The 20,980-nt window shown below is 58.8% G+C and carries 17 protein-coding genes and 3 pseudogenes; 12 read left to right on the top strand and 8 right to left on the bottom strand.

All coding sequences use genetic code 11. The annotated features are described in order from the left end of the window. Nucleotides 1-122 precede the first annotated feature (122 nt). Complete coding sequence (locus MME58_RS12430; protein WP_054984875.1) at nt 123-626, bottom strand: GAF domain-containing protein; 504 nt, start codon at nt 624-626, stop codon at nt 123-125. A 236-nt stretch (nt 627-862) separates the two neighbouring features. Between MME58_RS12430 and MME58_RS27815 the strand changes: the two are divergent. Both MME58_RS27815 and MME58_RS27820 read left to right on the top strand, forming a co-directional pair. Continuing rightward, nucleotides 863-1,900: pseudogene (locus MME58_RS27815) on the top strand (methyl-accepting chemotaxis protein); the annotation flags it as partial. Between the two features lie 255 nt (nt 1,901-2,155). Beyond that, nucleotides 2,156-2,755, top strand: a pseudogene (locus MME58_RS27820) (methyl-accepting chemotaxis protein); the annotation flags it as partial. 80 nt (nt 2,756-2,835) lie between these two features. On the opposite strand, the gene MME58_RS12440 reads toward MME58_RS27820, so the two are convergent. After that, nucleotides 2,836-3,741 (bottom strand): LysR family transcriptional regulator, encoded by a 906-nt coding sequence (locus tag MME58_RS12440; protein ID WP_054984873.1) that lies wholly within the window; start codon nt 3,739-3,741, stop codon nt 2,836-2,838. Nucleotides 3,742-3,844: 103 nt separating this feature from the next. Between MME58_RS12440 and MME58_RS12445 the strand changes: the two genes are divergently transcribed. Beyond that, nucleotides 3,845-5,047 (top strand): aspartate aminotransferase family protein, encoded by a 1,203-nt coding sequence (locus MME58_RS12445; RefSeq protein ID WP_054984872.1) that lies wholly within the window; start codon nt 3,845-3,847, stop codon nt 5,045-5,047. A 124-nt stretch (nt 5,048-5,171) separates the two neighbouring features. Then, the gene (locus tag MME58_RS12450; RefSeq protein WP_054984871.1) at nt 5,172-5,717 is read left to right on the top strand and encodes a DUF4174 domain-containing protein; all 546 of its coding nucleotides are present in this window, start codon (nt 5,172-5,174) and stop codon (nt 5,715-5,717) included. 53 nt (nt 5,718-5,770) lie between these two features. Here MME58_RS12450 and MME58_RS12455 read toward each other — a convergent pair whose 3' ends face one another. After that, nucleotides 5,771-6,211 (bottom strand): CBS domain-containing protein, encoded by a 441-nt coding sequence (locus MME58_RS12455; protein ID WP_054984870.1) that lies wholly within the window; start codon nt 6,209-6,211, stop codon nt 5,771-5,773. Nucleotides 6,212-6,434: 223 nt separating this feature from the next. Between MME58_RS12455 and MME58_RS12460 the strand changes: the two genes are divergently transcribed. Then, nucleotides 6,435-8,798 carry a DNA polymerase II gene (locus MME58_RS12460; RefSeq protein ID WP_055006801.1) on the top strand — a complete coding sequence of 788 codons (2,364 nt, stop codon included), beginning with the start codon at nt 6,435-6,437 and terminating at the stop codon, nt 8,796-8,798. On the opposite strand, the gene MME58_RS12465 is transcribed toward MME58_RS12460, so the two are convergent. Continuing rightward, complete coding sequence (locus MME58_RS12465) at nt 8,795-9,640, bottom strand: NAD-dependent protein deacetylase (RefSeq protein ID WP_054984868.1); 846 nt, start codon at nt 9,638-9,640, stop codon at nt 8,795-8,797. The genes MME58_RS12460 and MME58_RS12465 overlap by 4 nt on opposite strands. A gap of 178 nt (nt 9,641-9,818) precedes the next feature. On the opposite strand from MME58_RS12465, the gene MME58_RS12470 reads away from it, so the two are divergent. Then, the gene (locus MME58_RS12470; RefSeq protein ID WP_055006802.1) at nt 9,819-10,661 is read left to right on the top strand and encodes a PhzF family phenazine biosynthesis protein; all 843 of its coding nucleotides are present in this window, start codon (nt 9,819-9,821) and stop codon (nt 10,659-10,661) included. A 54-nt stretch (nt 10,662-10,715) separates the two neighbouring features. Here MME58_RS12470 and MME58_RS12475 read toward each other — a convergent pair whose 3' ends face one another. The 3 genes and pseudogenes from MME58_RS12475 to MME58_RS12485 all read right to left on the bottom strand — a co-directional run. Then, nucleotides 10,716-11,549: a TIGR03915 family putative DNA repair protein gene (locus MME58_RS12475; RefSeq protein WP_055006803.1), complete on the bottom strand. Its 834-nt coding sequence runs from the start codon at nt 11,547-11,549 to the stop codon at nt 10,716-10,718. Beyond that, nucleotides 11,546-12,766, bottom strand: coding sequence for a putative DNA modification/repair radical SAM protein (locus MME58_RS12480; protein WP_055006804.1), 1,221 nt, complete (start codon nt 12,764-12,766; stop codon nt 11,546-11,548). Before MME58_RS12480 ends, MME58_RS12475 begins: the two co-directional genes overlap by 4 nt. A 71-nt stretch (nt 12,767-12,837) precedes the next feature. Next, nucleotides 12,838-13,032 (bottom strand): annotated as a pseudogene (locus tag MME58_RS12485) (LysR substrate-binding domain-containing protein); the annotation flags it as partial. Between the two features lie 287 nt (nt 13,033-13,319). On the opposite strand from MME58_RS12485, the gene aztA reads away from it, so the two are divergent. Genes aztA through MME58_RS12500 form a run of 3 tightly spaced genes read left to right on the top strand, consistent with a single transcriptional unit; the run spans nt 13,320 to nt 15,843 of the window. Next, the gene (gene aztA, locus MME58_RS12490; RefSeq protein ID WP_055006805.1) at nt 13,320-14,066 is read left to right on the top strand and encodes a zinc ABC transporter ATP-binding protein AztA; all 747 of its coding nucleotides are present in this window, start codon (nt 13,320-13,322) and stop codon (nt 14,064-14,066) included. Continuing rightward, nucleotides 14,066-14,935 carry a metal ABC transporter permease gene (locus tag MME58_RS12495; protein ID WP_055006806.1) on the top strand — a complete coding sequence of 290 codons (870 nt, stop codon included), beginning with the start codon at nt 14,066-14,068 and terminating at the stop codon, nt 14,933-14,935. Before aztA ends, MME58_RS12495 begins: the two co-directional genes overlap by 1 nt. Nucleotides 14,936-14,946: 11 nt before the next feature. Continuing rightward, nucleotides 14,947-15,843 carry a metal ABC transporter substrate-binding protein gene (locus MME58_RS12500; protein WP_054984858.1) on the top strand — a complete coding sequence of 299 codons (897 nt, stop codon included), beginning with the start codon at nt 14,947-14,949 and terminating at the stop codon, nt 15,841-15,843. A gap of 51 nt (nt 15,844-15,894) precedes the next feature. On the opposite strand, the gene MME58_RS12505 is transcribed toward MME58_RS12500, so the two are convergent. Continuing rightward, complete coding sequence (locus tag MME58_RS12505; RefSeq protein WP_055006807.1) at nt 15,895-17,043, bottom strand: aldose epimerase family protein; 1,149 nt, start codon at nt 17,041-17,043, stop codon at nt 15,895-15,897. Between the two features lie 260 nt (nt 17,044-17,303). Here MME58_RS12505 and MME58_RS12510 point away from each other — a divergent pair, with 260 nt between their 5' ends. The 3 genes from MME58_RS12510 (at nt 17,304) to araG (ending at nt 20,956) form a co-directional block, all read left to right on the top strand. Further along, complete coding sequence (locus MME58_RS12510; protein WP_054984856.1) at nt 17,304-18,176, top strand: SMP-30/gluconolactonase/LRE family protein; 873 nt, start codon at nt 17,304-17,306, stop codon at nt 18,174-18,176. A gap of 187 nt (nt 18,177-18,363) precedes the next feature. Further along, nucleotides 18,364-19,377: a substrate-binding domain-containing protein gene (locus MME58_RS12515; protein WP_054984855.1), complete on the top strand. Its 1,014-nt coding sequence runs from the start codon at nt 18,364-18,366 to the stop codon at nt 19,375-19,377. Nucleotides 19,378-19,432: 55 nt separating this feature from the next. Next, the gene (araG, locus tag MME58_RS12520; protein ID WP_054984854.1) at nt 19,433-20,956 is read left to right on the top strand and encodes an L-arabinose ABC transporter ATP-binding protein AraG; all 1,524 of its coding nucleotides are present in this window, start codon (nt 19,433-19,435) and stop codon (nt 20,954-20,956) included. Nucleotides 20,957-20,980: the final 24 nt, after the last annotated feature.

Raw genomic sequence — 20,980 nt, forward strand, 5'->3', positions numbered from 1 at the left:
TTCTCGGAAATTTCACACAGAGAGAGGAGAATTATCAGTCAAGCGGCTTCATGCTTTCCTGCAAAATCAACGTTTTTCATGCATGAAGCCCGCTGTTCACCTGCTTCAAGCAACGCCGTTGGTTAATCGGTTTCGCTAATGTTAGCGAAGAAAATACACCCGATCAGTCTGGCAAACAGGGTCAGCGTTTCCGCCAGATCAGGATCGTCAAACAGCGTCATGCTCGAATCCAGGGCGCACAGCGCGCCATACAGTTGACCGTCCGGAAGATAGATCGGTACACCCGCATAACTCTCGATGGCGTACCGCTTTACGACCGGCAGGTTCGCGTACCTGCCGTTGTCACTGATCTGCGGTACAAACAAGGCGTGCGGATTGACGCAAAACTCATTGCAGAGCGTGGTTTCCAGCTCGAACACGTCTCCGTCTTCGATACCCAGATTAGTCGGGTCGTACACAGAACAGGCGATCCAGTCTGCGTCAGTGAACTTCGCAATACCGGCGAAGCGCATGCCTGTCAGTCGGGTGACCAACCTTAAAACGTTGGTAGTTGCCTCGATCTCGGCAATCGCAGAGCGTTCCTCGGTGGTCAGGCCGCCGCTGGAAACTGTCAATTCCAAACTCATGCAATTCTCCGAAATACTCAATGTGTGTGTGTGCAGCGGCTAATGCTAACCGACTCGCCTGAAAGGCCACAGGGGTTATTGGGCCGGTCACGGATTATTTTTGAGCAGAAATATTGACGCCAAATTTTAAAGTTTTACGCGGCGCTGCCGACATCTCTGAGTTGTATCAAGGGCAAGGGCAAGCCTCTTATTTACCTCCCGCGACGGCCCGACAAGAGCGAATTACGGTGAACACTATGCTGAGCAATATTTCTGTCAGGTCCAAGCTTGTGCTCGGGTTTGCTTTGGTCATCGTACTGACGGTGCTTATCGCGCTGACGGGCTGGACAGGCATCACCTCACTGAGCGAGCGAAGCGAGCGGATTGCCGATATCGGCAAGCTGGGCTCGCTCACGCGCGATGTCCGCATTGCCCGGCTGGCCTATTCGGTCAACTATGACGCCGAGCGCGCCAGCAACTGGCTGAAAGCACTCGAAAGTCTCGAAAATCATGTGAAGTACGCGCAGCAGGTGTTTGACTCGCCGTTGAATACACCGTTGGTGAATACTGCCGCAGACGCCTTGAAGGATTACCGTATCCACTACGACAACCTCATGCAGGCAACCGCTGCCCGTGAGGCAACCCGATCGGTGTTTGGCCAGTACGCCGATGCAGGCGCTGACGATTTGCAAAAGCTGAACGCCATTGCCCGATCCGATGACGGCACTCCCGCGCAGCGCGACACCATCGTCCAGGCGATGACGCTATTCCAGAAAATGCGCTTCGACTTGCGTGGCTACACCTATTCGCTGAAACCGGAAAATCGTGCTCCAGCGGAAACATCGATGAACACGGTTATCGAGTTTGTCAGAAATCTGCAAGGTTTCGATGGCCAGTCGGCGATCATCACGCACCTTGTGGACTCCATGCTGAGCTATCAAAACACCTTGAATCAGTTTACCGCGGCGCAGGCCAGGATTGATCTGGCTCAGGCAGGCATCAGCAAAGACATCGGCATCCTGTTTGAATGCGCTGACAAGCTGTCCGAGAACCAGGTTAACCTGAGAGTGGAGGATGTGAGTCAGGCCAAGATGTTGCTCTCTGTCTGGCTGATTGCAGCGTTGATCATGAGCGCCCTTGCGGCATGGGTAATTACCAACCTTATCGTAGGCCCGTTGCGTGAAACACTGAAACTGGCCGAGCGTGTCGCTGATGGTGATCTGACGCACAACCAGGTGGTCACCCGAAAGGATGAGTTAGGCCTGCTGCAGGGCAGCATGATGCGCATGACCGGCAACCTGCGCGAGCTGATTGGTGGCCTGCGCGACGGCGTTACACAAATCGCCAGTGCCGCCGAACAGTTGTCGGCCGTCACCGAACAGACCAGCGCCGGCGTCAACAGCCAGAAGAACGAAACCGATCAGGTCGCCACGGCGATGCACGAGATGTCAGCGACTGTTCAGGAGGTCGCCCGCAATGCAGAGCAGGCGTCGCATGCTGCAGTCAACGCTTCGAAGGAAGCTCGCGAGGGTGATGGCGTGGTTTCCAAGGCTGTTGCCCAGATCGAGAGGCTCGCCACTGAAGTCAAGCACTCCAAGTCTGCAATGGACGAGCTCAAGAGCGAAAGCAACAAGATCGGTGGCGTGCTCGACGTGATCAAGGCCGTTGCCGAGCAGACCAACCTGTTGGCGCTCAATGCGGCCATTGAAGCGGCGCGGGCAGGCGAGGCGGGCCGAGGCTTTGCGGTGGTGGCCGACGAAGTAAGAAGCCTGGCCCAGCGCACGCAGACGTCTACAGAAGAGATCGCGGCATTGATCAGCGGCTTGCACACCCGTACAACGCAGGTGGCCACGATTCTGGACAACAGTCAGGCGCTGACTGAAAACAGTGTAGAATTGACACGCAATGCTGGCGCTTCCATCAATAACATGACCCAGGCGATTTCGACGATCGAGACGATGAACCACCAGATTGCCGCTGCCGCTGAAGAGCAAAGTGCGGTCGCCGAAGAGATCAATCGCAGTGTGTTGAATGTGCGTGACATTTCCGAACAAACCGCATCTGCCAGTGAAGAGACTGCCGCGTCGAGCGTAGAGCTTGCTCGTCTGGGCGTGCATCTGCAAAGTCTGGTCAGCCGATTCAAGGTCTGATACTAGCCCAGGTAGACTCCGGTGCAGCGGGCAACGCTGCGCACCGGAGTCGATTTTGATCACATTCCGGCGGTAAGCCTTTACCGCCCCCAGCGCCCCGTCGCGAACTCCACGAAACTTCTCAGCTTGGGCAATCGGTAACGGTCCTGCACGTACAGCAGGTTCATCGGTCGTCTGGGCAAATGGTAGTCCGGGAGCAGTGCAACCAGCCGGCCCTCCTGCAAGTCTCTCTGAACCAACGCGTCCGGGAGCATCACCACCCCCATTCCTGCACGAGCCGCCTGATAAAGACCGGCCGACGTGTTGGCAACCATCGAACCACTTACATCCACCAGTACTTCACCTTTCGGCCCGGTCATACGCCACTGGGTACCCGCTGTGCGCCACTCGTCTCCTGCCGGGTAAGCAAATGCCAGGCAATTGTGTGCGCAAAGATCCTCGGGGTGCGCCGGTGCTCCGTGGCGAGCCAGATAATCCGGCGCGGCGCAGATGGTCAGGGTGTAGTCCTGCAGGGGGCGTGCAATGAGTGGCGAGGACTCTGGAATGTTGCCCAGGCGAATGGCGACGTCGAAACCATTATCAATCATGTCAAGGCGCTGATTGGTCAGCACCAGATCGAGCCTGACGTCGGGAAAGCGTTGCGAGAACTCGACCAGGGCAGGGGCCAGCTCCTCGGAACCGAAGGTTAGCGGTGCGGTGATGCGCAGCGTGCCGGTGGGATCGCCTTGTGCCTGTTCAGCCAGCTGTTCGGACTCGGCCACCAGCCCCAGCACCTCCAGACAACGCTCGTAATACGCAGTGCCGAACTCCGTCAGGCGCTGGCGCCGGGTTGTGCGCTGCAAGAGGCTGACGCCCAGGCGCTGCTCCAGCGCGCGCAAGTGGTTGCCGACCATAGTGGTGGAAATCGAACACCCCTGCGCTGCTGCCGTCAGGCTGCCTGACTCAACGACCTTTACGTACACACGCATCGCCTGAAACAAATCCATTATCAAGCCCTGCTTTAAAATGATTGAAGTATTTTGATATTTATCCATAAGGGGTGGTTAACGATACTGCAAAAACCGAAACGTACCCAAGGAGCTTCACGCCATGACCACTGCCTGCCTGATGAGCACTTACCAACCTCTGGCCCTGAGTTTTACGCGTGGCTTGGGTACGCGTCTGTGGGATGAAAGCGGGCGCGAATACCTGGATGCCATGGCGGGCGTGGCGGTGACCAACGTCGGCCATTCGCATCCGTTGCTGGTCGAGGCAATTCGTGATCAGGCGGGTCTGCTGCTGCACACCTCCAATCTCTACACCATCGACTGGCAGCAGCGTCTGGCGCAGAAGCTGGCCCGCTTGTCGGGGCTGGACCGGGTGTTCTTCAACAATTCAGGTGCCGAGGCCAATGAGACTGCACTCAAGCTGGCGCGTCTGCATGGCTGGCACAAGTACATCGAGCGGCCGCTGGTGGTGGTCATGGAAAACGCCTTTCACGGCCGCACGCTGGGCACGCTGTCGGCCAGCGACGGACCGGCCGTGCGCCTGGGTTTCAGCAGCTTGCCGGGGGATTACGTCAAAGTCCCATTTGGCGATCTGGTAGCGTTCGATAAGGTTTGTCTGACTCACGGGCATCGGATCGCCGCCGTACTGGTTGAGCCGATTCAGGGCGAGGGCGGCGCGCAGATGGCGCCGGGCGGCTACCTCAAGGCACTGAGAGAGCGCTGCACGCGGCGCGACTGGCTGCTGATGCTTGATGAAATTCAGACTGGCATGGGGCGCACCGGAAAGTGGTTTGCCTTTCAGCATGAAGGCATCGTGCCGGATGTCATGACCCTGGCCAAAGGGCTGGGCAACGGCATACCGATCGGTGCCTGTCTGGCGCGCGGCAGAGCCGCGGAACTGTTCACTCCTGGCAGTCACGGCAGCACCTTCGGCGGCAACCCGCTGGCCTGCCGGGTCGGTTGTACGGTGGTCGATATCATTGAGCGGCAGGCGTTGGTAGAAAACGCCGTCTTGCAAGGCAGGCACTTGCTTGACAGGCTGCGCGAGGCGCTTGGCGCTCACCCGCAGGTACTGGAAATTCGTGGCCTGGGGCTGATGATCGGTATCGAATTGCGCCAGGCGATACCTGCATTGACCCGCATTGCGGCTGAAGAGCACGGCTTGCTGATCAACGTCACCCGGGGCAAGGTCATCCGCCTTTTGCCACCTCTGGTGCTCGACGCAGCAGAGGCAGAGCAGATCGTTGAACGCCTGCTGGCGAGCCTCGACAGTGCTTGTTATCGGTCGCCTGAACGGGCTGGCTGAAGCAAGGGATTAAGGAAAAGGACTACATCGGGCTGTACCGGGATGACCCATATGCGGTAGAACAGAACAGCATCGTGTCTGTCTGCACGCGATGGCTACCCAATGGATTTGAAAGGAGCCCACCATGTTGATCCGGTCCCTGACCCTTGCCACCCTGCTTGTCGCTGCCGGTACAGCGCTTGCCGCTGACAGCGACAACCCTCTGGCGCAGGAGCGCGGAAAGTCGCGCCCCTTGATCGTCATCGCGCCCAGCCCGGTCGATCCGGCTTTGGTCAGCCTCAAGAAAGCGCTGGACGAGCCTGCCAATCGCGAAGCCTTTGCGCAGCGCAATATGGTGCTGTTCACGGTGGTCAACACTATCGGCGAACGAAACGGCAAGAGCATGGACCCCCAGTCGACCATGGCCTTGATTCGTGAGTTGAAACTGGGTGCCGGGGTAGGCACCAAGGTCATTCTGGTGGGCAAGGACGGTGAGAAGAAGATTGATAAGACCATCGGCAAGTCAGAGTCGATAGACCCCAAAGAGATCTTTGCCACTATTGACCAGATGCCGATGCGCGAGAAAGAGGCATCTGCGCCACCACCTGAGCCGGAAGCCAAGCCTGCGCCGGCCGAGAAACCGGGCAAGCCGGTCAAGGGTGGGGCACCTGGCAAGACGCTGGATGACTGAATGACCTGCGCAGCGCGCGGCAATCGCGCGCTGCGCCTGACGCATCGTTCAGGTCACTCGCCGCGAATATACTGCTCGAGCTGCTGTATCAGGCTGGCCTGTTCGGCAATGGCTTCCTTGACCAGGTCGCCAATCGACAGCAGGCCCAGCAGCTGGCCGCCTTCTACGACCGGCAGGTGGCGCAGATGGCTGTCGGTCATGATCCCCATACAGGCTTCAACGCTCTGTTGCGAGTCGACGGTAATGACTTTACTGCTCATGATGTCCCTGACCGGCGTGCCCACCGATGAGCGTCCCTTGAGGATGACCTTGCGCGCATAGTCGCGTTCGCTGACGACACCGACCACCAGGTTGCCCTCGACCACCGGTAATGCACCAATGTTCTTTTCCGCCATCAGCCTGAGCGCATCGAGGACCATCTGATCCGGGCCGATGGTATGCACATGCTGGTTTTGCAGGTCTTTCAACTTCAATAGCTGGGCGACGGTTTTCATGGTGCTCTCCGTGATCGGGACCTGAAAGACTGTAGTGCATTTTCAGGGGCACTACAGAATCGTGCAGTGCGCAGAATCGATCAAGAAGTAAATAAAGATCAAGGGAATAGGAGGAATCAATTATCCGTGTCCGGAATATGCCTCGAATTCGCCCCCCACGCGCGCCTTTAAACCCATAGCCAAGTAGAATCATCCGTTTCACCATGCGGTCGAGGTAACAGCTTTGGATGTACAGCAGGGCTTCATTCTGAGTCGGCACTGGCAAGATACGCCTGCCGGGACCGAGGTCGACTTCTGGTTGGCCACCGATCAGGGGCCTCGTCATATCCGCCTGCCTTGTCAGCCCTCTGTCGCCTTTATTCCCGCCGAGCAGGGCGAGCGCGCCCGGTCATTGCTGCGTGCCGAGCGTGGTGTGGAGTTGCGCCCGCTGGAGCTCTGCGACTTTCGCCATCGCCCGGTGCTCGGGGTGTATTGCCAGCAGCACCGCCAGCTGATGAACATCGAGAAACTGTTGCGCCGAGGCAATGTAGACGTTTACGAAGCAGACATTCGACCGCCCGAACGCTACCTGATGGAGCGCTTCATCACTGCGCCGGTGCAGTTCAGTGGCACGCCAGACGCCGGGGGCTTGATCTGCGATGCCCAGATCAGACCAGCCCCCGAGTACCGTCCCAGCCTCAAACTGGTGTCTCTGGATATCGAAACCACCGCGCGTGGTGAGCTGTATTCCATTGCGCTGGAAGGCTGTGGTCAGCGTCAGGTCTACATGCTGGGGCCCGTCAACGGCGGCGACGGGGCGCTGGATTTCCAGCTGGATTATTGCGACACCCGCGCACAGTTGCTGGAACGTCTGAACGACTGGCTGGCGCTGCACGATCCTGACGCGATTATCGGCTGGAACGTTGTGCAGTTCGATTTGCGCGTGCTGCATGAGCATGCACAGCGCCTGAACGTGCCGTTGCGGCTCGGGCGTGGCGGTGAAACGATGGGCTGGCGTGAGCATGGCAGCCGCAACAACCATTTTTTTGCCGAGGTCAGCGGGCGGCTGATCATCGATGGCATCGAGGCATTACGTTCGGCGACCTGGAGCTTTCCGTCGTTCAGCCTCGAATACGTGTCGCAGACGCTGCTGGGTGAGGGCAAGGCCATTGATACGCCTTACCAGCGCATGGACGAAATCAACCGTATGTTCGCTGAGGACAAGCCTGCGCTGGCGCGTTACAACATTAAGGACTGCGAGCTGGTGACGCGGATCTTCGCCAAGACCCAGTTACTGACTTTTCTGCTCGAGCGTGCCACCGTAACGGGCCTGCCCGCCGACCGTAGCGGTGGTTCGGTCGCGGCCTTCTGTCACCTGTATATCCCGCTGATGCATCGTCAGGGGTTCGTTGCGCCCAATCTGGGCGAGCGCTTGCCGGAGGCCAGCCCCGGCGGTTTTGTGATGGATTCCCGGCCAGGGCTGTATGAATCAGTGCTGGTGCTGGACTACAAAAGCCTTTATCCCTCGATCATTCGCACCTTTCTCATTGATCCGGTGGGATTGATCGAAGGCATGCGCCATCCGGAGGACAGCGCGTCGGTACCAGGCTTTCGCGGCGCACGCTTTTCCCGCACTCGCCATAGCCTGCCGGCGATTGTCGAGCGCGTATGGCAAGGTCGGGAGGCCGCCAAGCGCGAGCGGAATGCGCCGTTGTCGCAGGCGCTGAAGATCATCATGAATGCCTTCTATGGTGTGCTGGGGTCGAGCGGATGCCGATTTTTCGATCCGCGGCTGGCCTCGTCGATCACCTTGCGCGGGCATGAAATCATGCTCAAGACCCGCGACCTTATCCAGGCGCAGGGGCATACCGTGATCTACGGCGATACCGACTCGACATTTGTCTGGCTGGGCCGTCCTCATGGGCAGGAAGAGGCGGCAAACATTGGCAAGGCACTGGTGCAGCAGGTCAACCAGTGGTGGCGCGAGCATCTGCACACTGAATATGGCTTGAACAGCGCCCTTGAACTGCAATATGAAACCCATTTTCGCCGGTTTCTGATGCCCACTGTGCGCGGCGCGGAGGAGGGCAGCAAAAAGCGTTATGCCGGCCTGGTAACACGCGCTGACGGCTCCGAAGAGATGGTTTACAAGGGGCTGGAAACCGTCCGCACCGACTGGTCGCCACTGGCTCAGCAGTTTCAGCAGGAGCTGTACCTGCGCATTTTCAAGCGTCAGCCTTATCAGGACTATGTGCGTAACTACGTGCAGCGCACCCTTGCAGGCGAGCTGGATGATCTGTTGATCTACCGCAAGCGCTTGCGCCGCAAGCTGGATGACTACCAGCGCAACGTGCCGCCGCATGTCCGCGCTGCACGACTTGCCGACGAGTACAACGACCAGCAGGGGCGTCCGCGGCAGTATCAGAGTGGTGGCTGGATCAGCTACGTGATAACCACCGCCGGGCCGGAACCTCTGGAGATCCGTCATGCGCCGATTGACTACGATCACTACGTGACTCGTCAGCTACAACCGCTGGCCGACGCAATCCTGCCGTTTGTGGATGATGATTTCAGCACACTGATCGGCGGGCAACTGGGGTTGTTTTAACGGGCATCCAGTTGCTCGGCAATCCACGGCAGTGCGTGCTCGCAGGGCGCCTCAATCTTCATTTCAAGCAGTTCGTCCGCCCGGGTCTTGCCATGGTTGATAGCGATGACCGGTTTGCCCTGTTCGACCATCGCTTTGCACAGGCGGAACGCCGACCAGGCCATCAGTGAGGTGCCGACTACCAGCAGACCTTCAGCCTGCTCGACGCTCAGTGTTGCTTTGGCTGCGGTCTGTGCAGCGACGTTTTCACCGAAGAACACGACGTCCGGCTTGAGCCTGTCGCCACGACAATAGGCACAGCGTGGCACCTTGAAACCCGCCTCGAACGTCGGGTCCAGCAGGGTGTCGCCATCGGGGGCCTGAATGGCATGAACGCCGACCAGATAAGGATTGTGCTCCAGCATCTGCTCCTGAATAGCTGCCCGGTCGCTACCCTGCTGGCAATCCAGGCAGAGCACGCGGTGCAGGCTGCCGTGCAGTTCGACGACGTCCCGGCTTCCGGCCTGGGTATGCAGCGCATCGACGTTCTGGGTGATCAGGCCGGTAATGACATCATCGGCCTGTAGCGCAGCCAGTGTCTGATGGGCTGCATTGGGCTGAGCTGCGTAGATGCGCGGCCAGCCCAGCATCGCCCGCGCCCAGTAGCGCTGACGCGCAGCGGGGTTGCCGACAAATTCCTGATACATCATCGGCTGCTTGCCACGCCGCACGCCTTGCTCGTCGCGGTAGTCCGGAATACCGGATGCGGTACTGATGCCTGCACCGGTCACAACCAGAAACGGCTTGTCGGCCATTGTCTGGCATAACGTGCCGAGCAAATGTCGGGTTGGACTGTCGAGCATGGATGAACCTCGAGTAGCCTGCCTCTGGTGTGTGAACATTGACAGCAGGTGCTGTGTGAATATTGCTTGTGCCTGCAACAGCTGTGAGCGGTCAGCGCGGACGTTGGTTCAATTTCCCGTTGTCCACCCCGCAGGATGCGTGTCAATCTTGGTTTTTATTCCCGGACAGGAAGCCCTGATGCGCTCGTTTGATTTCAAACAACTGGACGTCTTCACCGATCAGCCTTTGCTCGGCAACCCGCTGGCTGTGGTGCTTGGCGCGGAGGGACTGAGCGATGAGCAGATGGCCGCTTTTGCACGCTGGACCAACCTGAGTGAAACCACGTTTTTGCTCGAGCCGACAGACCCGCGAGCCGACTACCGCGTGCGTATTTTCACCACGCTTGGAGAACTGCCTTTCGCTGGACATCCAACGTTGGGCAGCTGCCATGCCTGGCTGGAAAGTTGTGGTGTGGCAGACGGCGAAGAAATTATTCAGGAGTGCGGCATCGGTCTGGTACGTATCCGCCGTGAGGGCTCCGGTCTGGCGTTCACTGCGCCGCCGTTGCTGCGTTCGGGTGCTGTAGACGCTGACCTTGTCCAGCGGGTTCGTCTGGGTATGGGGCTTGGCGCAGACGATATTATCGGTGCCCGTTGGGTGGACAACGGTCCTGGCTGGGTTGCGTTCAGGCTGGCAGATCGCGCCAGTGTTCTGGCTTTGCAACCCGATTATGCGCAATTGAGCGGCCTCAAGATCGGTGTCATAGGGCCATGGGATCCTGCGGTAGATGGCGAAGAAGCCCACTTTGAAGTACGGGCATTTATACCGGGCGACGGCATGGCTGAAGACCCGGTGACCGGCAGCCTGAACGCTGGTATTGCCCACTGGTTTCTGGAGGAGGGGCTGGCCCCGGACCATTACATCGTCAGTCAGGGCGCTGCGCTCGGGCGCAAGGGGCGAGTATTCATCCAGCGTACCGGTGAGGATATCTGGGTAGGTGGATCGACCCTCACCTGTATCGAGGGGCGGGTGACGATTTAGAAAGCCTAGCACCACCGTTCTTGACGCTCTGCTGCGGGCCAGCTTTTTGTGCCCTCAATCCTTGAGGGCAATCTTTTTGCCAGGGCGGGCGGCGATATTGCTGGCCTGGCCATCCCGCTGTTTGCCGGTGCGCGCCTGGGTAATGAGCGCAGGAATCAACGGGCCTTCGGGCAGGTTCTTCCAGAAGCGCGAAGGAAAGTGGCCTTCCATGACCTTGGGGTTCAGGCGGGCCGGGTTGAAGATGTGGCTGTAATACGTGAGCCATAATTCGCCGTGCGGATCTTCGACCTGCCGGGCCATGGTTTGCCACGCTTCGGGGCAGCGGCGTTCGTGAATCAACTGTTTGCCGTCGTAGTACACGCCATCATGGGGCGTGGCGATCATCCAGCGGTGCTGGCCCATGCGGCCGATGAAGTGCTCGCTGGCACTGAGCAGAATATCGTGAGCAGGCTCATGCCATGCCACGTATTGCGGACGCATGATCGCTGCATCGACAGGCGGCAACGCGACAAAACGCAGAAACGCGTGCAGGTGATGCGCCTCGCGCCTGACGGACTTGAGGCGACGATGCAGCTCACTGCCAAGCCTGTCGCCAGCCATCATGGCGGTACGGTCACCGTGGGTCACGCGCCACAGCACCTCGTAGAGCAGGCTCCAGCGCTGATCACCTCTATAACGCGAGGCGCTTTCCAGCAACTGCAACAACTCCAGCGGAACCCGCGCCTGAAAGGGCCCTGATTCGCGGGGGTATTCTTCTTCGCTGCCAAACAGGTCGGCAGCGTCCGGTGATTTCCAGCTGACCTGGCTGGGGTCTATTTCATGGCTCAACAGCCAGCGCGCCTGTTGCCGCCAGGTGTCGAACAGGTCGTCGCAATCCAGGCAGATCATCCCCACAGCCCCATTTGTTGAGGCTGCGGCCGATCACGCAACTGGTGGTGCAGAAACTCACTGGTGGTTTCCGCATGCGGCGGGTGGTAATCGCTGGTAATGATGAACGGTTTCGCCTTGGCGAGTATGCAACGCATACGGGTGAGGTCTTCGTAGCGGATGCGTCGCTGTCTGCGCAACTCGACCAGCCGCTGAGTGGTTCGGATTCCGATGCCCGGCACTCGGGCAATGAGTGCCGCGTCTGCCTTGTTCAGGTCCAGCGGGAACACCTGCCGGTTGCCCAGTGCCCAGGCCAGCTTGGGATCGATGTCCAGCGCCAGATCGCCCGGGCCGCTGAGCAGTTCACCTGCGGTAAAGCCATAGCCGCGCAGCAGGAAGTCGGCTTGATACAGCCGGTGCTCGCGCATCAAAGGCGGCGCTGCCAGCGGTACGCTGTCGGGACTGTTGGGAATCGGGCTGAAGGCCGAATAATAGACCCGGCGCAGTTTGAAATTGCTGTACAGCGATTGTGCGCTGTGCAGGATGGTGCTGTCGTCGGTCGCGTCGGCACCGACAATCATCTGGGTACTTTGCCCGGCCGGGGCAAAGCGCGGCGAGCGCGGCTCGTTGCGCACTGTCTGCTCGCCGGTATAGATCGTCTGCATGGCCTGTTTGATGGATGCCACGTCTTTTTCGGGGGCGAGGGTCTGCAGACTCAGGTCGGTCGGCAACTCGATGTTGACGCTGAGACGATCGGCATAGCGGCCGGCTTTTTCGATCAACGCCGGATCGGCGTCGGGAATGGTCTTGAGGTGGATATAGCCGCGAAACTCATGCACTTCGCGCAATAGCCGAGCGACCTCGACCAATTGCTCCATGGTGTAATCCGCAGAGCGAATGATTCCGGAACTCAAAAACAGCCCGCTCACGCAATTTCGACGATAAAAGTCCAGGGTCAGGGTGACCACTTCTTCGGGAGTGAAGCGCGCGCGGGGCACATCGCTGGAGCGGCGGTTGACGCAGTACTGGCAGTCGTAAAGACAGAAATTGGTCAGCAGGATTTTCAGCAGCGACACGCAACGCCCATCGGGCGTGTAGCTATGGCAGATGCCCATGCCGTTGGTGGAGCCCAGCCCGGACTTGTCCTGCGAACTGCGTTTGGGTGCTCCACTGCTGGCGCACGACGCATCGTACTTGGCGGCGTCCGCCAGAATGCTGAGCTTGTCGATAAGCTGCATGAAGTGCCCCTTTACTGTTTGCATGTACAGTATAGAGTCGGGTGCAGCTCTACAAGTACCGCACGGCGGAGTTATAAGCCCGGGCTTGTCCTTGTCGGCTCATGGGCCTTCAGGGTATTAGGCCTGATCCATAAGGGGTAGGTCACATCCGGCAGGCGTGGCAGACCATCGTTTTCACCCGGCACGCGCCTATTCGGGCCAGGCATTTTCACCGCAATCAGCGGCAGCGGCTCGCCGGGAGCATGGAGGTCGTGCGCCGGACAGATTCACTTGGCAGGTGCACTGATCAACGACCTGCAACACGGGTTCAAGGCTTGTCTGGACAAGGGCGTTCACGGATGAATGTTATTTAATAACATTTATCGGATTGGTATGTAATACTGTAACAAATAGTTGCAGGTTACTTTCGCGTGAAGACTTCTTCCACCTCTTCAAGAGCAAGCTCTTCCATAGCGGGCTCCGTGCTGGCTCAATCGGCCTGGAAACGGGTCCTGTTTTCTCTGGCGATACTGATATTGCTCTGGCTGGCCATCGGCTGGTCGGTGGCTATCCCATGAGTGCCGCCATCGCTCTGGAAAACCTCACCGTGGCGTATGAGCGCCGGCCGGCGGTGCATCACATCAGCGGGCGTTTCGAGGCGGGCAGCCTGACGGCCATCGTAGGGCCGAACGGGGCGGGCAAATCGACCCTGATCAAGGCCATCGCCGGCACCATGAAGCCTGCTCAGGGGCACGTCGACCGGGGCCGCCTGGCAACCCGGACGATTGGCTATCTGCCTCAGGCCGCAGAAATCGATGGCAGCTTTCCGCTGAGTGTCGCCGACACCGTTTCGATGGGGGCGTGGCATAGCATCGGGCCGTTTCGCAGCCTGACACGCAATCATGCGCGACTCACCGGAGAGGCACTGCACACGGTCGGTCTGGACGGGTTTGAAGGACGCAGTGTCGGATCGTTGTCATCCGGCCAGTTCCAGCGGGTGCTGTTTGCCCGGCTGTTGCTGCAGGACGCTTCGGTGATCCTGCTGGACGAGCCGTTCACCGCCATCGACGCACGCACTACGCGTGATCTTCTGGAACTGGTGCGCGCCTGGCACGGGCAGGGGCGCACGGTAATTGCCGTTCTGCACGATATCGAACAGGTTCGTCAGCACTTTCCGCAGACGCTGCTGATGGCCCGCGAGGCCATTGCCTGGGGTGAGACATCGCAGGTGCTCAGCGTCGCCAACCTGCGCAAGGCACGCAATATGGCCGAGTACTGGAGCCCTGACGCCATGCTGTGTGATGCCGAGGACGTGCGCTGATGATGCTCTACTGCCTGGTCGTCGAGCCGTTTATCGAATTCGGCTTCATGCGCCGCGCACTGGTCGCGTGCCTGGCGTTGGGCGTTGGTTCGGGGCCGGTGGGCGTGTTGTTGATGCTGCGGCGCATGAGTCTGGTCGGGGATGCCATGAGCCATGCGGTGCTGCCGGGGGCTGCGGTGGGGTTTATACTCGCCGGCCTGTCGTTGCCCGCAATGGGGTTTGGCGGACTGATCGCCGGTCTGGCAGTGGCCTTGCTGTCCGGACTGGTGAGTCGACTGACCGCGTTGCGTGAAGACGCCAGCTTTGCCAGCTTTTACCTGACCTCGCTGGCGGCCGGGGTCATGATCGTCTCGCTGCACGGCTCCAGCGTCGATCTGCTGCATGTGCTGTTCGGCACGATCCTGGCCATTGATGACACGGCTATCTATATGGTCGGCAGCATCGCGTCCTTCACGCTGATTCTGTTGGCGGTGATTTATCGACCGCTGGTTCTGGAGTGTTTCGATCCGGGCTTCCTGCGGGCGGTTGGCGGTCGTGGTTCGCTGTACCACGTTTTATTTCTGCTGCTGGTGGTGTTGAACCTGGTTGCAGGTTTTCAGGCGCTGGGCACCCTGATGGCGGTGGGCATGATGATGCTGCCGGCAACCGCCGCACGTTTCTGGACCAACTCGTTAAGTGGGCTGATGGTGATTTCGACGCTGCTGGCGACGTTGTCGGGCCTGATCGGCCTGATCGTTTCCTACCACCTTGGCGTTGCCTCCGGGCCGGCCATCGTGCTCACCGCCAGCGCGTTCTATGGCCTGTCCCTGTTGTTCGGACGCACGGGCATCGTGCGTCGGCTGTTTCCCAAACCTCACCTGGCTCACTGAAAAGGTACGTCATGAAACGATTGATGGTGTTGAGTTCCATAGCTGCACTGGCGCTGTCTGCATTCGCCACCCTGGCCCAGGCCAAACCGCTGGAAGCCGTCGCGTCGTTCACGGTCATTGCCGACATGGTCAGTAACGTCGGCGGTGACCGTGTTCACGTCAAATCGCTGATCGGTCCGAACGGCGACCCGCATGTCTACGAGCCGACGCCCAGTGACGCCCAGGCGTTGAAAAACGCCGATCTGGCGTTTGTCAGCGGCCTGCATCTGGAAGGCTGGATGGATCGTCTCATCAAGGCGTCAGGCTACAAGGGCAAGCCGGTGGTGCTCTCTGAGGGCGTCAAAACCCGCAGTATGGATGAGGATGGCAAGCGCATTGTCGACCCGCACGCCTGGAACAGCGCTGCCAATGGGGTTATTTATGTGCGCAACATTATCGCTGCGCTGAAGAAAGCCGACCCTGAAGGCGCCAGCGTGTATCAGGCCAACGGCGATCGCTATATTGTCGAGCTGCAGCAGCTGGACATTTATGCCCGCGATCAGATTCATTCGATTCCGAACGCCAAGCGCAAGATCCTCACCTCTCATGACGCGTTCGGTTACTTCGGCGATGCCTACGGTGTGACGTTCCTGTCGCCGTTGGGCCTGTCTACCGAATCGGAAGCGTCGGCAGCCGATGTCTCGAAACTGATCCGTCAGATCAAGGCCGAGCATGTCAGTGCCTACTTTTTCGAGAACTCCAGTGACCCGCGACTGGTCAAGCAGATTGCCGAAGCCAGCGGCGCGCAGCCGGGTGGTGAGTTGTACGTAGAATCCTTGTCGCCAGCAGACGGCCCTGCGCCAACCTACGCGAAGATGTTCCGCTACAACGTGGATACGTTGACGACGGCAATGAAGCGCAACCAGTAAGCTTGTGAGTCGCCCGGCTCTTGAGTATCCGAGGCCGGGCGGCACTACGCATCAGTTGTTGAGGAACTTGAACACGGTTGTCTGGGTGTAGACCTTGCCGGGATCCAGCCGTGTGCTGGGGAATTTCGGCTGGTTGGGCGCATCGGGATAGTGCTGGGTTTCCAGGGTGAACGCACCCCAGTGCGGGTAGACCTTGCCCGCTTTGCCGTGAATGCTGCCATCCAGGAAATTGCCGGTGTACAGCTGTACGCCTGGCTCTGTGGTGAATAACTGCAGTTTGCGGCCCGATTGCGGATCGCTGACCTCCGCAGCCAGCTTCTTCAGATCACCCTTGCTGTCGAGTACCCAGTTGAAGTCAAAGCCGCCCTGTTTGGGTTCGGCATATTTCAATTGCTGATGATCGTCCTTGATGTGCTTGCCGAACGCAGTGGGCTTGAGGAAGTCCATCGGTGTGCCCGCGACGGCAGGCAGTTCACCGGTTGGTATCAGCTTGTCGTTGACCGGGGTGTAGTGCGAAGCGTGCAGCGTAGCGACCTGCTCGAGAACATCGCCACTGCCTGCACCTGCCAGATTGAAGTAACTATGGTTGGTCAGATTCAACACCGTCGGTTTGTCGGTGGTGGCGCGGTAGTCGATCTTCAGCTCGTTTTTCTCGTTCAGGCTGTAAGTGACTTCAGTCTTCAATGTACCCGGAAAACCCATCTCTCCATCCGGCGACAGGTAGGTCAGTTTTACGCCGACCGAATCGCCGTTTTTAGTTTCTTCGGCCTTCCACAATCGCTTGTCGAAACCCTGGGTACCGCCGTGCAAGGCGTTGGTCTTGTCATTGAGCGGGACCTGATAGGTCTTGCCATTCAGACTGAATTTGCCGCCCGCCAACCGGTTGCCGAAACGGCCGATGGTCGCGCCGAAATAAACTGTGCCGTTGTTCTGATAGCCCTGAACATCGTCGAAGCCCAGCACGATGTCTTCGACCTTTCCGGCCTTGTCAGGCACCAGCAGCGATTGCAGCGTTGCGCCATAGGTGATGATGCTGGCCTGCACGCCATGGCTGTTGCGCAGGGTGTATTTCTCGACGGTGGTGCCGTCGGGCAGTTGGCCGAAGTGGCTGTGTTCGCTGGAGAGCGCAGCGGCCTGTGCAGTCAAGGTGCTGATCATCAAGGACAGTCCGAGGGTGCTGAGGAGAGCATGTGTTTTCATCTGATCTGCCTGCTTTTATTTTTATTGGTAAGACTATTTGATCGGATTCAAGCCGATGCATGGATTTATAGCCTATAAAATGCCACTTGAAAAATAAATTGTAATACTATTTAGTAGTGGCAGCGTCACTGCCGTCTGGCTTCAGCGCTGTTCGATCCGACGGATGCCTATGTAGCACGTCGATCGGGCACGCAGGTTGGACAAGACGTTGACACAAATATCCGAAAGTGCCTTTACAACAATAACAAAGGACATTTTTCATGAATTGGCTGCCCGTTTCCGAGCACCGTTTCAAGCTGGCCGAGGGCTCCTTCTGGGATGCCGAGACGCAGGGTCTGTATTGGGTCGATATTGCCGGTTTTCTGGTCTGCCGGCTGGTTGCCGGAGAATATCGCCAATGGCGCATGCCCGAGCCGGTCTCTGCTTTTATTCCAACCGGGAAGGGCGACGCGCTGGTGACACTGGCCAGCGGTGTCTATCGTCTTGACCTGCAATCCGAAAAGACTTCGTTGGCGCTGTTCTGTGTGGCAGACCCGACCCTCGGCAATCGAGCCAATGAGGCCCGTTGTGATGCGAGTGGGCGATTGTGGCTGGGCAGCATGCAGAACAATATCGATGCCGAAGGTGACGATGTGCCCCTGGTTCGCCGTTCGGGCGGGCTTTTCCGCGTCGACCCTGACGCTCGCGTAACGCGTTTGCTGGACGGGCAGGGCATCGTCAACACACTGCTCTGGAACACGGACGGCAGCGTGCTGTACAGCGCCGATACCCTCGACGACGTCATTTATCGCTATCCGGTGCTCGCAGACGGTGCTTTGGGGGCACGCAAGGTATGGGCGGCAAAACACGATCGAGGCTCACCCGACGGCTCGGCGATGGATGCCGAAGGGTATGTCTGGAATGCACGCTGGGACGGCAGCTGCCTGATCCGTTTTGCCCCCAATGGCGGCGTTGACCGGATTGTCGAACTGCCCGTCAGTCATCCCACCAGTTGTGTGTTCGGCGGTCCTGACCTGAAGACGCTGTACGTCACCAGTGCCGCACCTGCCGATGCCCATGGTCAGTTCGACGGCTCGCTACTGATGGCGCACGTCGGCGTGACCGGAATGCCTTGTCGGCGTTTTGCCGGTTGAGAAAATCAGAGTGTCGACGTGCTTTACGGAAACGGACAGGGCGGCGGCAGATCCAGAGTGACATTCGGTTACATAGCGGTCATTCATTATATGGTATGACTATTTAATCGGTTTTCAGACGCCTTCGCGTTTGCAACCGCCACCTCGCTGGTCGCTGTAGCTATTCAATAAAAATAAGGAGTTAGCTATGTTGAGTCGTCACGGGATTCGTTCCCTGTGCTGTGCCGCCGTCACTACCGCCATCCTGGGCATGAGTGGCATCACCTCCGCTGCCGAAGAAGTCAAAATCGGCTTTCTGGTCAAGCAGGCTGAAGAACCATGGTTCCAGGCCGAATGGGCCGCGGCCGAAAAAGCCGGCAAGGAGCATGGTTTTACTGTGCTCAAGATCGCCGTGCCAGACGGTGAAAAAACCCTTTCCGCTATCGACAGCCTGGCCGCCAACGATGCCAAGGGCTTTGTGATCTGCCCGCCTGACGTGTCTCTCGGCCCTGCGATTGTGGCCAAGGCCAAAGCTAACAACCTGAAGGTCATGGCCGTGGACGATCGCTTTGTCGACGCCAAAGGCAACTTCATGGAGGACGTGCCATATCTTGGCATGGCAGCCTTTGAAGTGGGCCAGAAGCAAGGTGCCGCCATGGCCACCGAAGCGAAGAATCGCAAGTGGGATGAGAGCGGGTGGAAAGGCACCTACGCGATCATCAACACTTACAACGAGCTGGACACCGGTAAGAAACGCACTGATGGTTCTGTGAAGGCGCTGGAAGAGGCCGGTTTGCCGAAAGATCACATCCTGTTCACCGCGCAGAAAACCCTTGATGTACCAGGCAGCATGGACGCCACCAACTCGGCGCTGCCAAAACTGCCGGGCGATGCCAAAAACCTGATCATCGGGGGCATGAACGACAACACCGTGCTGGGGGGCGTACGCGCGACGGCGAGCAATGGTTTCAGCGCGAAAAACGTCATCGGGATCGGTATCAACGGCACCGATGCCATTGATGAGCTGAAGAAAAAAGAGAGTGGTTTCTTTGGCTCCATGCTGCCAAGCCCGGACAAGGAAGGCTACAACACCGCGCTGTATGTGTATAAGTGGGTCACCGAGGGCGTTGAACCGCCTAAATATACCGCTATGGACGATGTGACACTGATCACCCGCGCCAACTTCCAGGAAGTACTGACCAAGATCGGTCTGTGGAAGTGAGTTGACTGAGGGGCCTGATTTTCAGGCCCCTCGCACGTGCGAGGAGGTTGGTTTCATGCAACAGGCTATCGAGCAAACATCCATAAACGGTGCCTTGCGCTTCAACGGCATCGGCAAGGTCTTTCCCGGCGTAAAGGCGCTTTCGGACATCAGCTTCGAAGCGCGCCCCGGCAGTGTTCACGCCTTGATGGGCGAGAACGGTGCCGGTAAATCCACGCTGCTGAAAATCCTCGGCGGCTCTTATCAGCCCAACAGTGGCACCTTGCAGATCGGAGAGCACAGCTACCAGTTCAAATCCACCGCCGAGAGCATTGCGGCGGGTGTGGCGGTGATTCATCAGGAGCTGCATCTGGTGCCTGAGATGACGGTCGCCGAGAACCTTCTGCTTGGGCACATGCCCAATCGTTTTGGCCTGATCAATCGCGGCGCGATGTATCGTCGGGCCGGCGAGCTGCTCAAAGGGCTGGCTGACGAAATCAATCCGCGCACTCGTCTGGGCGACCTTTCATTGGGCCAGCGACAATTGGTGGAAATTGCCAAGGCCATGTCCCGCAATGCGCACGTCATCGCTTTTGACGAGCCCACCAGCAGCCTGTCGGCGCGCGAGATTGACCGCCTGATGGCGATCATTGTGCGGTTACGCGATGAGGGACGGGTGATTCTCTACGTGTCCCATCGCATGGAAGAAATCTTTCGCGTCTGCGATGCCGTGACGGTGTTCAAGGACGGTCGCTTTGTAAAAACCTTCGAGCAGATGGCCGATCTCGATCATGACCGGCTGGTGACCTGCATGGTCGGCCGCGATATTCAGGACATCTACAACTATCGACCGCGTCAGCATCAAGGGCCGAGCCTGCGTGTAACCGGCCTGTTGGGGCCAGGTCTGCACGAGCCGGTCACCTTTGCCGTGCACAAGGGCGAGGTACTGGGCTTCTTCGGTCTGGTCGGTGCGGGACGTACCGAGCTGTTCCGCCTGCTTTCAGGGCTGACCCGCAGCACTGCGGGCACTCTGCAACTGGACGGCAAACCGCTGACGCTCAAGTCGCCGCGCGATTCGATCGAGGCAGGCATTCTGTTGTGTCCAGAGGACCGCAAGAAGGAAGGTATCGTGCCGCTGTCCAGCGTCGCGGAGAATATCAACATCGGTGCACGCCCCCGGCATGTGAACCTCGGTTGCCTGATTCAGGGGCGCTGGGAGCGCGATAACGCGCGCAGCCAGATCAAGTCGATGAACGTCAAGACGCCATCGCCCGAGCAGCAAATCATGTTTCTGTCCGGCGGCAATCAGCAGAAGGCGATTCTCGGTCGCTGGCTGTCGATGCCGATGAAAGTCCTGTTGCTGGACGAGCCTACCCGCGGGATTGACGTCGGTGCCAAGTCCGAAATCTACGAGATCATTCACAACCTGGCTGCCGACGGAATTGCGGTCATCGTGGTGTCCAGTGATCTGATGGAAGTCATGGGTATTTCCGACCGCATTCTGGTGATGAGCGAAGGTGCGATCACCGGTGAACTCAACCGCGACGAGGCTGACGAGTCGCGACTCCTGCAATTGGCTCTGCCACGCACGCGCGGCTGATAACCGGTCCCCTGACCATGAACA

It is taken from the genome of Pseudomonas syringae pv. tagetis, assembly GCF_022557255.1.
GTDB classification, from domain to species: domain Bacteria; phylum Pseudomonadota; class Gammaproteobacteria; order Pseudomonadales; family Pseudomonadaceae; genus Aquipseudomonas; species Aquipseudomonas caricapapayae.

Excerpts from the sequence above, each read along its gene's own strand:
- MME58_RS12430 (WP_054984875.1), bottom strand. The coding sequence starts at position 626 with ATGAGTTTGGAATTGACAGTTTCCAGCGGCGGCCTGACCACCGAGGAA.
- MME58_RS12440 (WP_054984873.1), bottom strand. The coding sequence starts at position 3,741 with ATGGATTTGTTTCAGGCGATGCGTGTGTACGTAAAGGTCGTTGAGTCA.
- MME58_RS12445 (WP_054984872.1), top strand. The coding sequence starts at position 3,845 with ATGACCACTGCCTGCCTGATGAGCACTTACCAACCTCTGGCCCTGAGT.
- MME58_RS12450 (WP_054984871.1), top strand. The coding sequence starts at position 5,172 with ATGTTGATCCGGTCCCTGACCCTTGCCACCCTGCTTGTCGCTGCCGGT.
- MME58_RS12455 (WP_054984870.1), bottom strand. The coding sequence starts at position 6,211 with ATGAAAACCGTCGCCCAGCTATTGAAGTTGAAAGACCTGCAAAACCAG.
- MME58_RS12465 (WP_054984868.1), bottom strand. The coding sequence starts at position 9,640 with ATGCTCGACAGTCCAACCCGACATTTGCTCGGCACGTTATGCCAGACA.
- MME58_RS12470 (WP_055006802.1), top strand. The coding sequence starts at position 9,819 with ATGCGCTCGTTTGATTTCAAACAACTGGACGTCTTCACCGATCAGCCT.
- MME58_RS12475 (WP_055006803.1), bottom strand. The coding sequence starts at position 11,549 with ATGATCTGCCTGGATTGCGACGACCTGTTCGACACCTGGCGGCAACAG.
- MME58_RS12480 (WP_055006804.1), bottom strand. The coding sequence starts at position 12,766 with ATGCAGCTTATCGACAAGCTCAGCATTCTGGCGGACGCCGCCAAGTAC.
- aztA (WP_055006805.1), top strand. The coding sequence starts at position 13,320 with ATGAGTGCCGCCATCGCTCTGGAAAACCTCACCGTGGCGTATGAGCGC.
- MME58_RS12495 (WP_055006806.1), top strand. The coding sequence starts at position 14,066 with ATGATGCTCTACTGCCTGGTCGTCGAGCCGTTTATCGAATTCGGCTTC.
- MME58_RS12500 (WP_054984858.1), top strand. The coding sequence starts at position 14,947 with ATGAAACGATTGATGGTGTTGAGTTCCATAGCTGCACTGGCGCTGTCT.
- MME58_RS12505 (WP_055006807.1), bottom strand. The coding sequence starts at position 17,043 with ATGAAAACACATGCTCTCCTCAGCACCCTCGGACTGTCCTTGATGATC.
- MME58_RS12510 (WP_054984856.1), top strand. The coding sequence starts at position 17,304 with ATGAATTGGCTGCCCGTTTCCGAGCACCGTTTCAAGCTGGCCGAGGGC.
- MME58_RS12515 (WP_054984855.1), top strand. The coding sequence starts at position 18,364 with ATGTTGAGTCGTCACGGGATTCGTTCCCTGTGCTGTGCCGCCGTCACT.
- araG (WP_054984854.1), top strand. The coding sequence starts at position 19,433 with ATGCAACAGGCTATCGAGCAAACATCCATAAACGGTGCCTTGCGCTTC.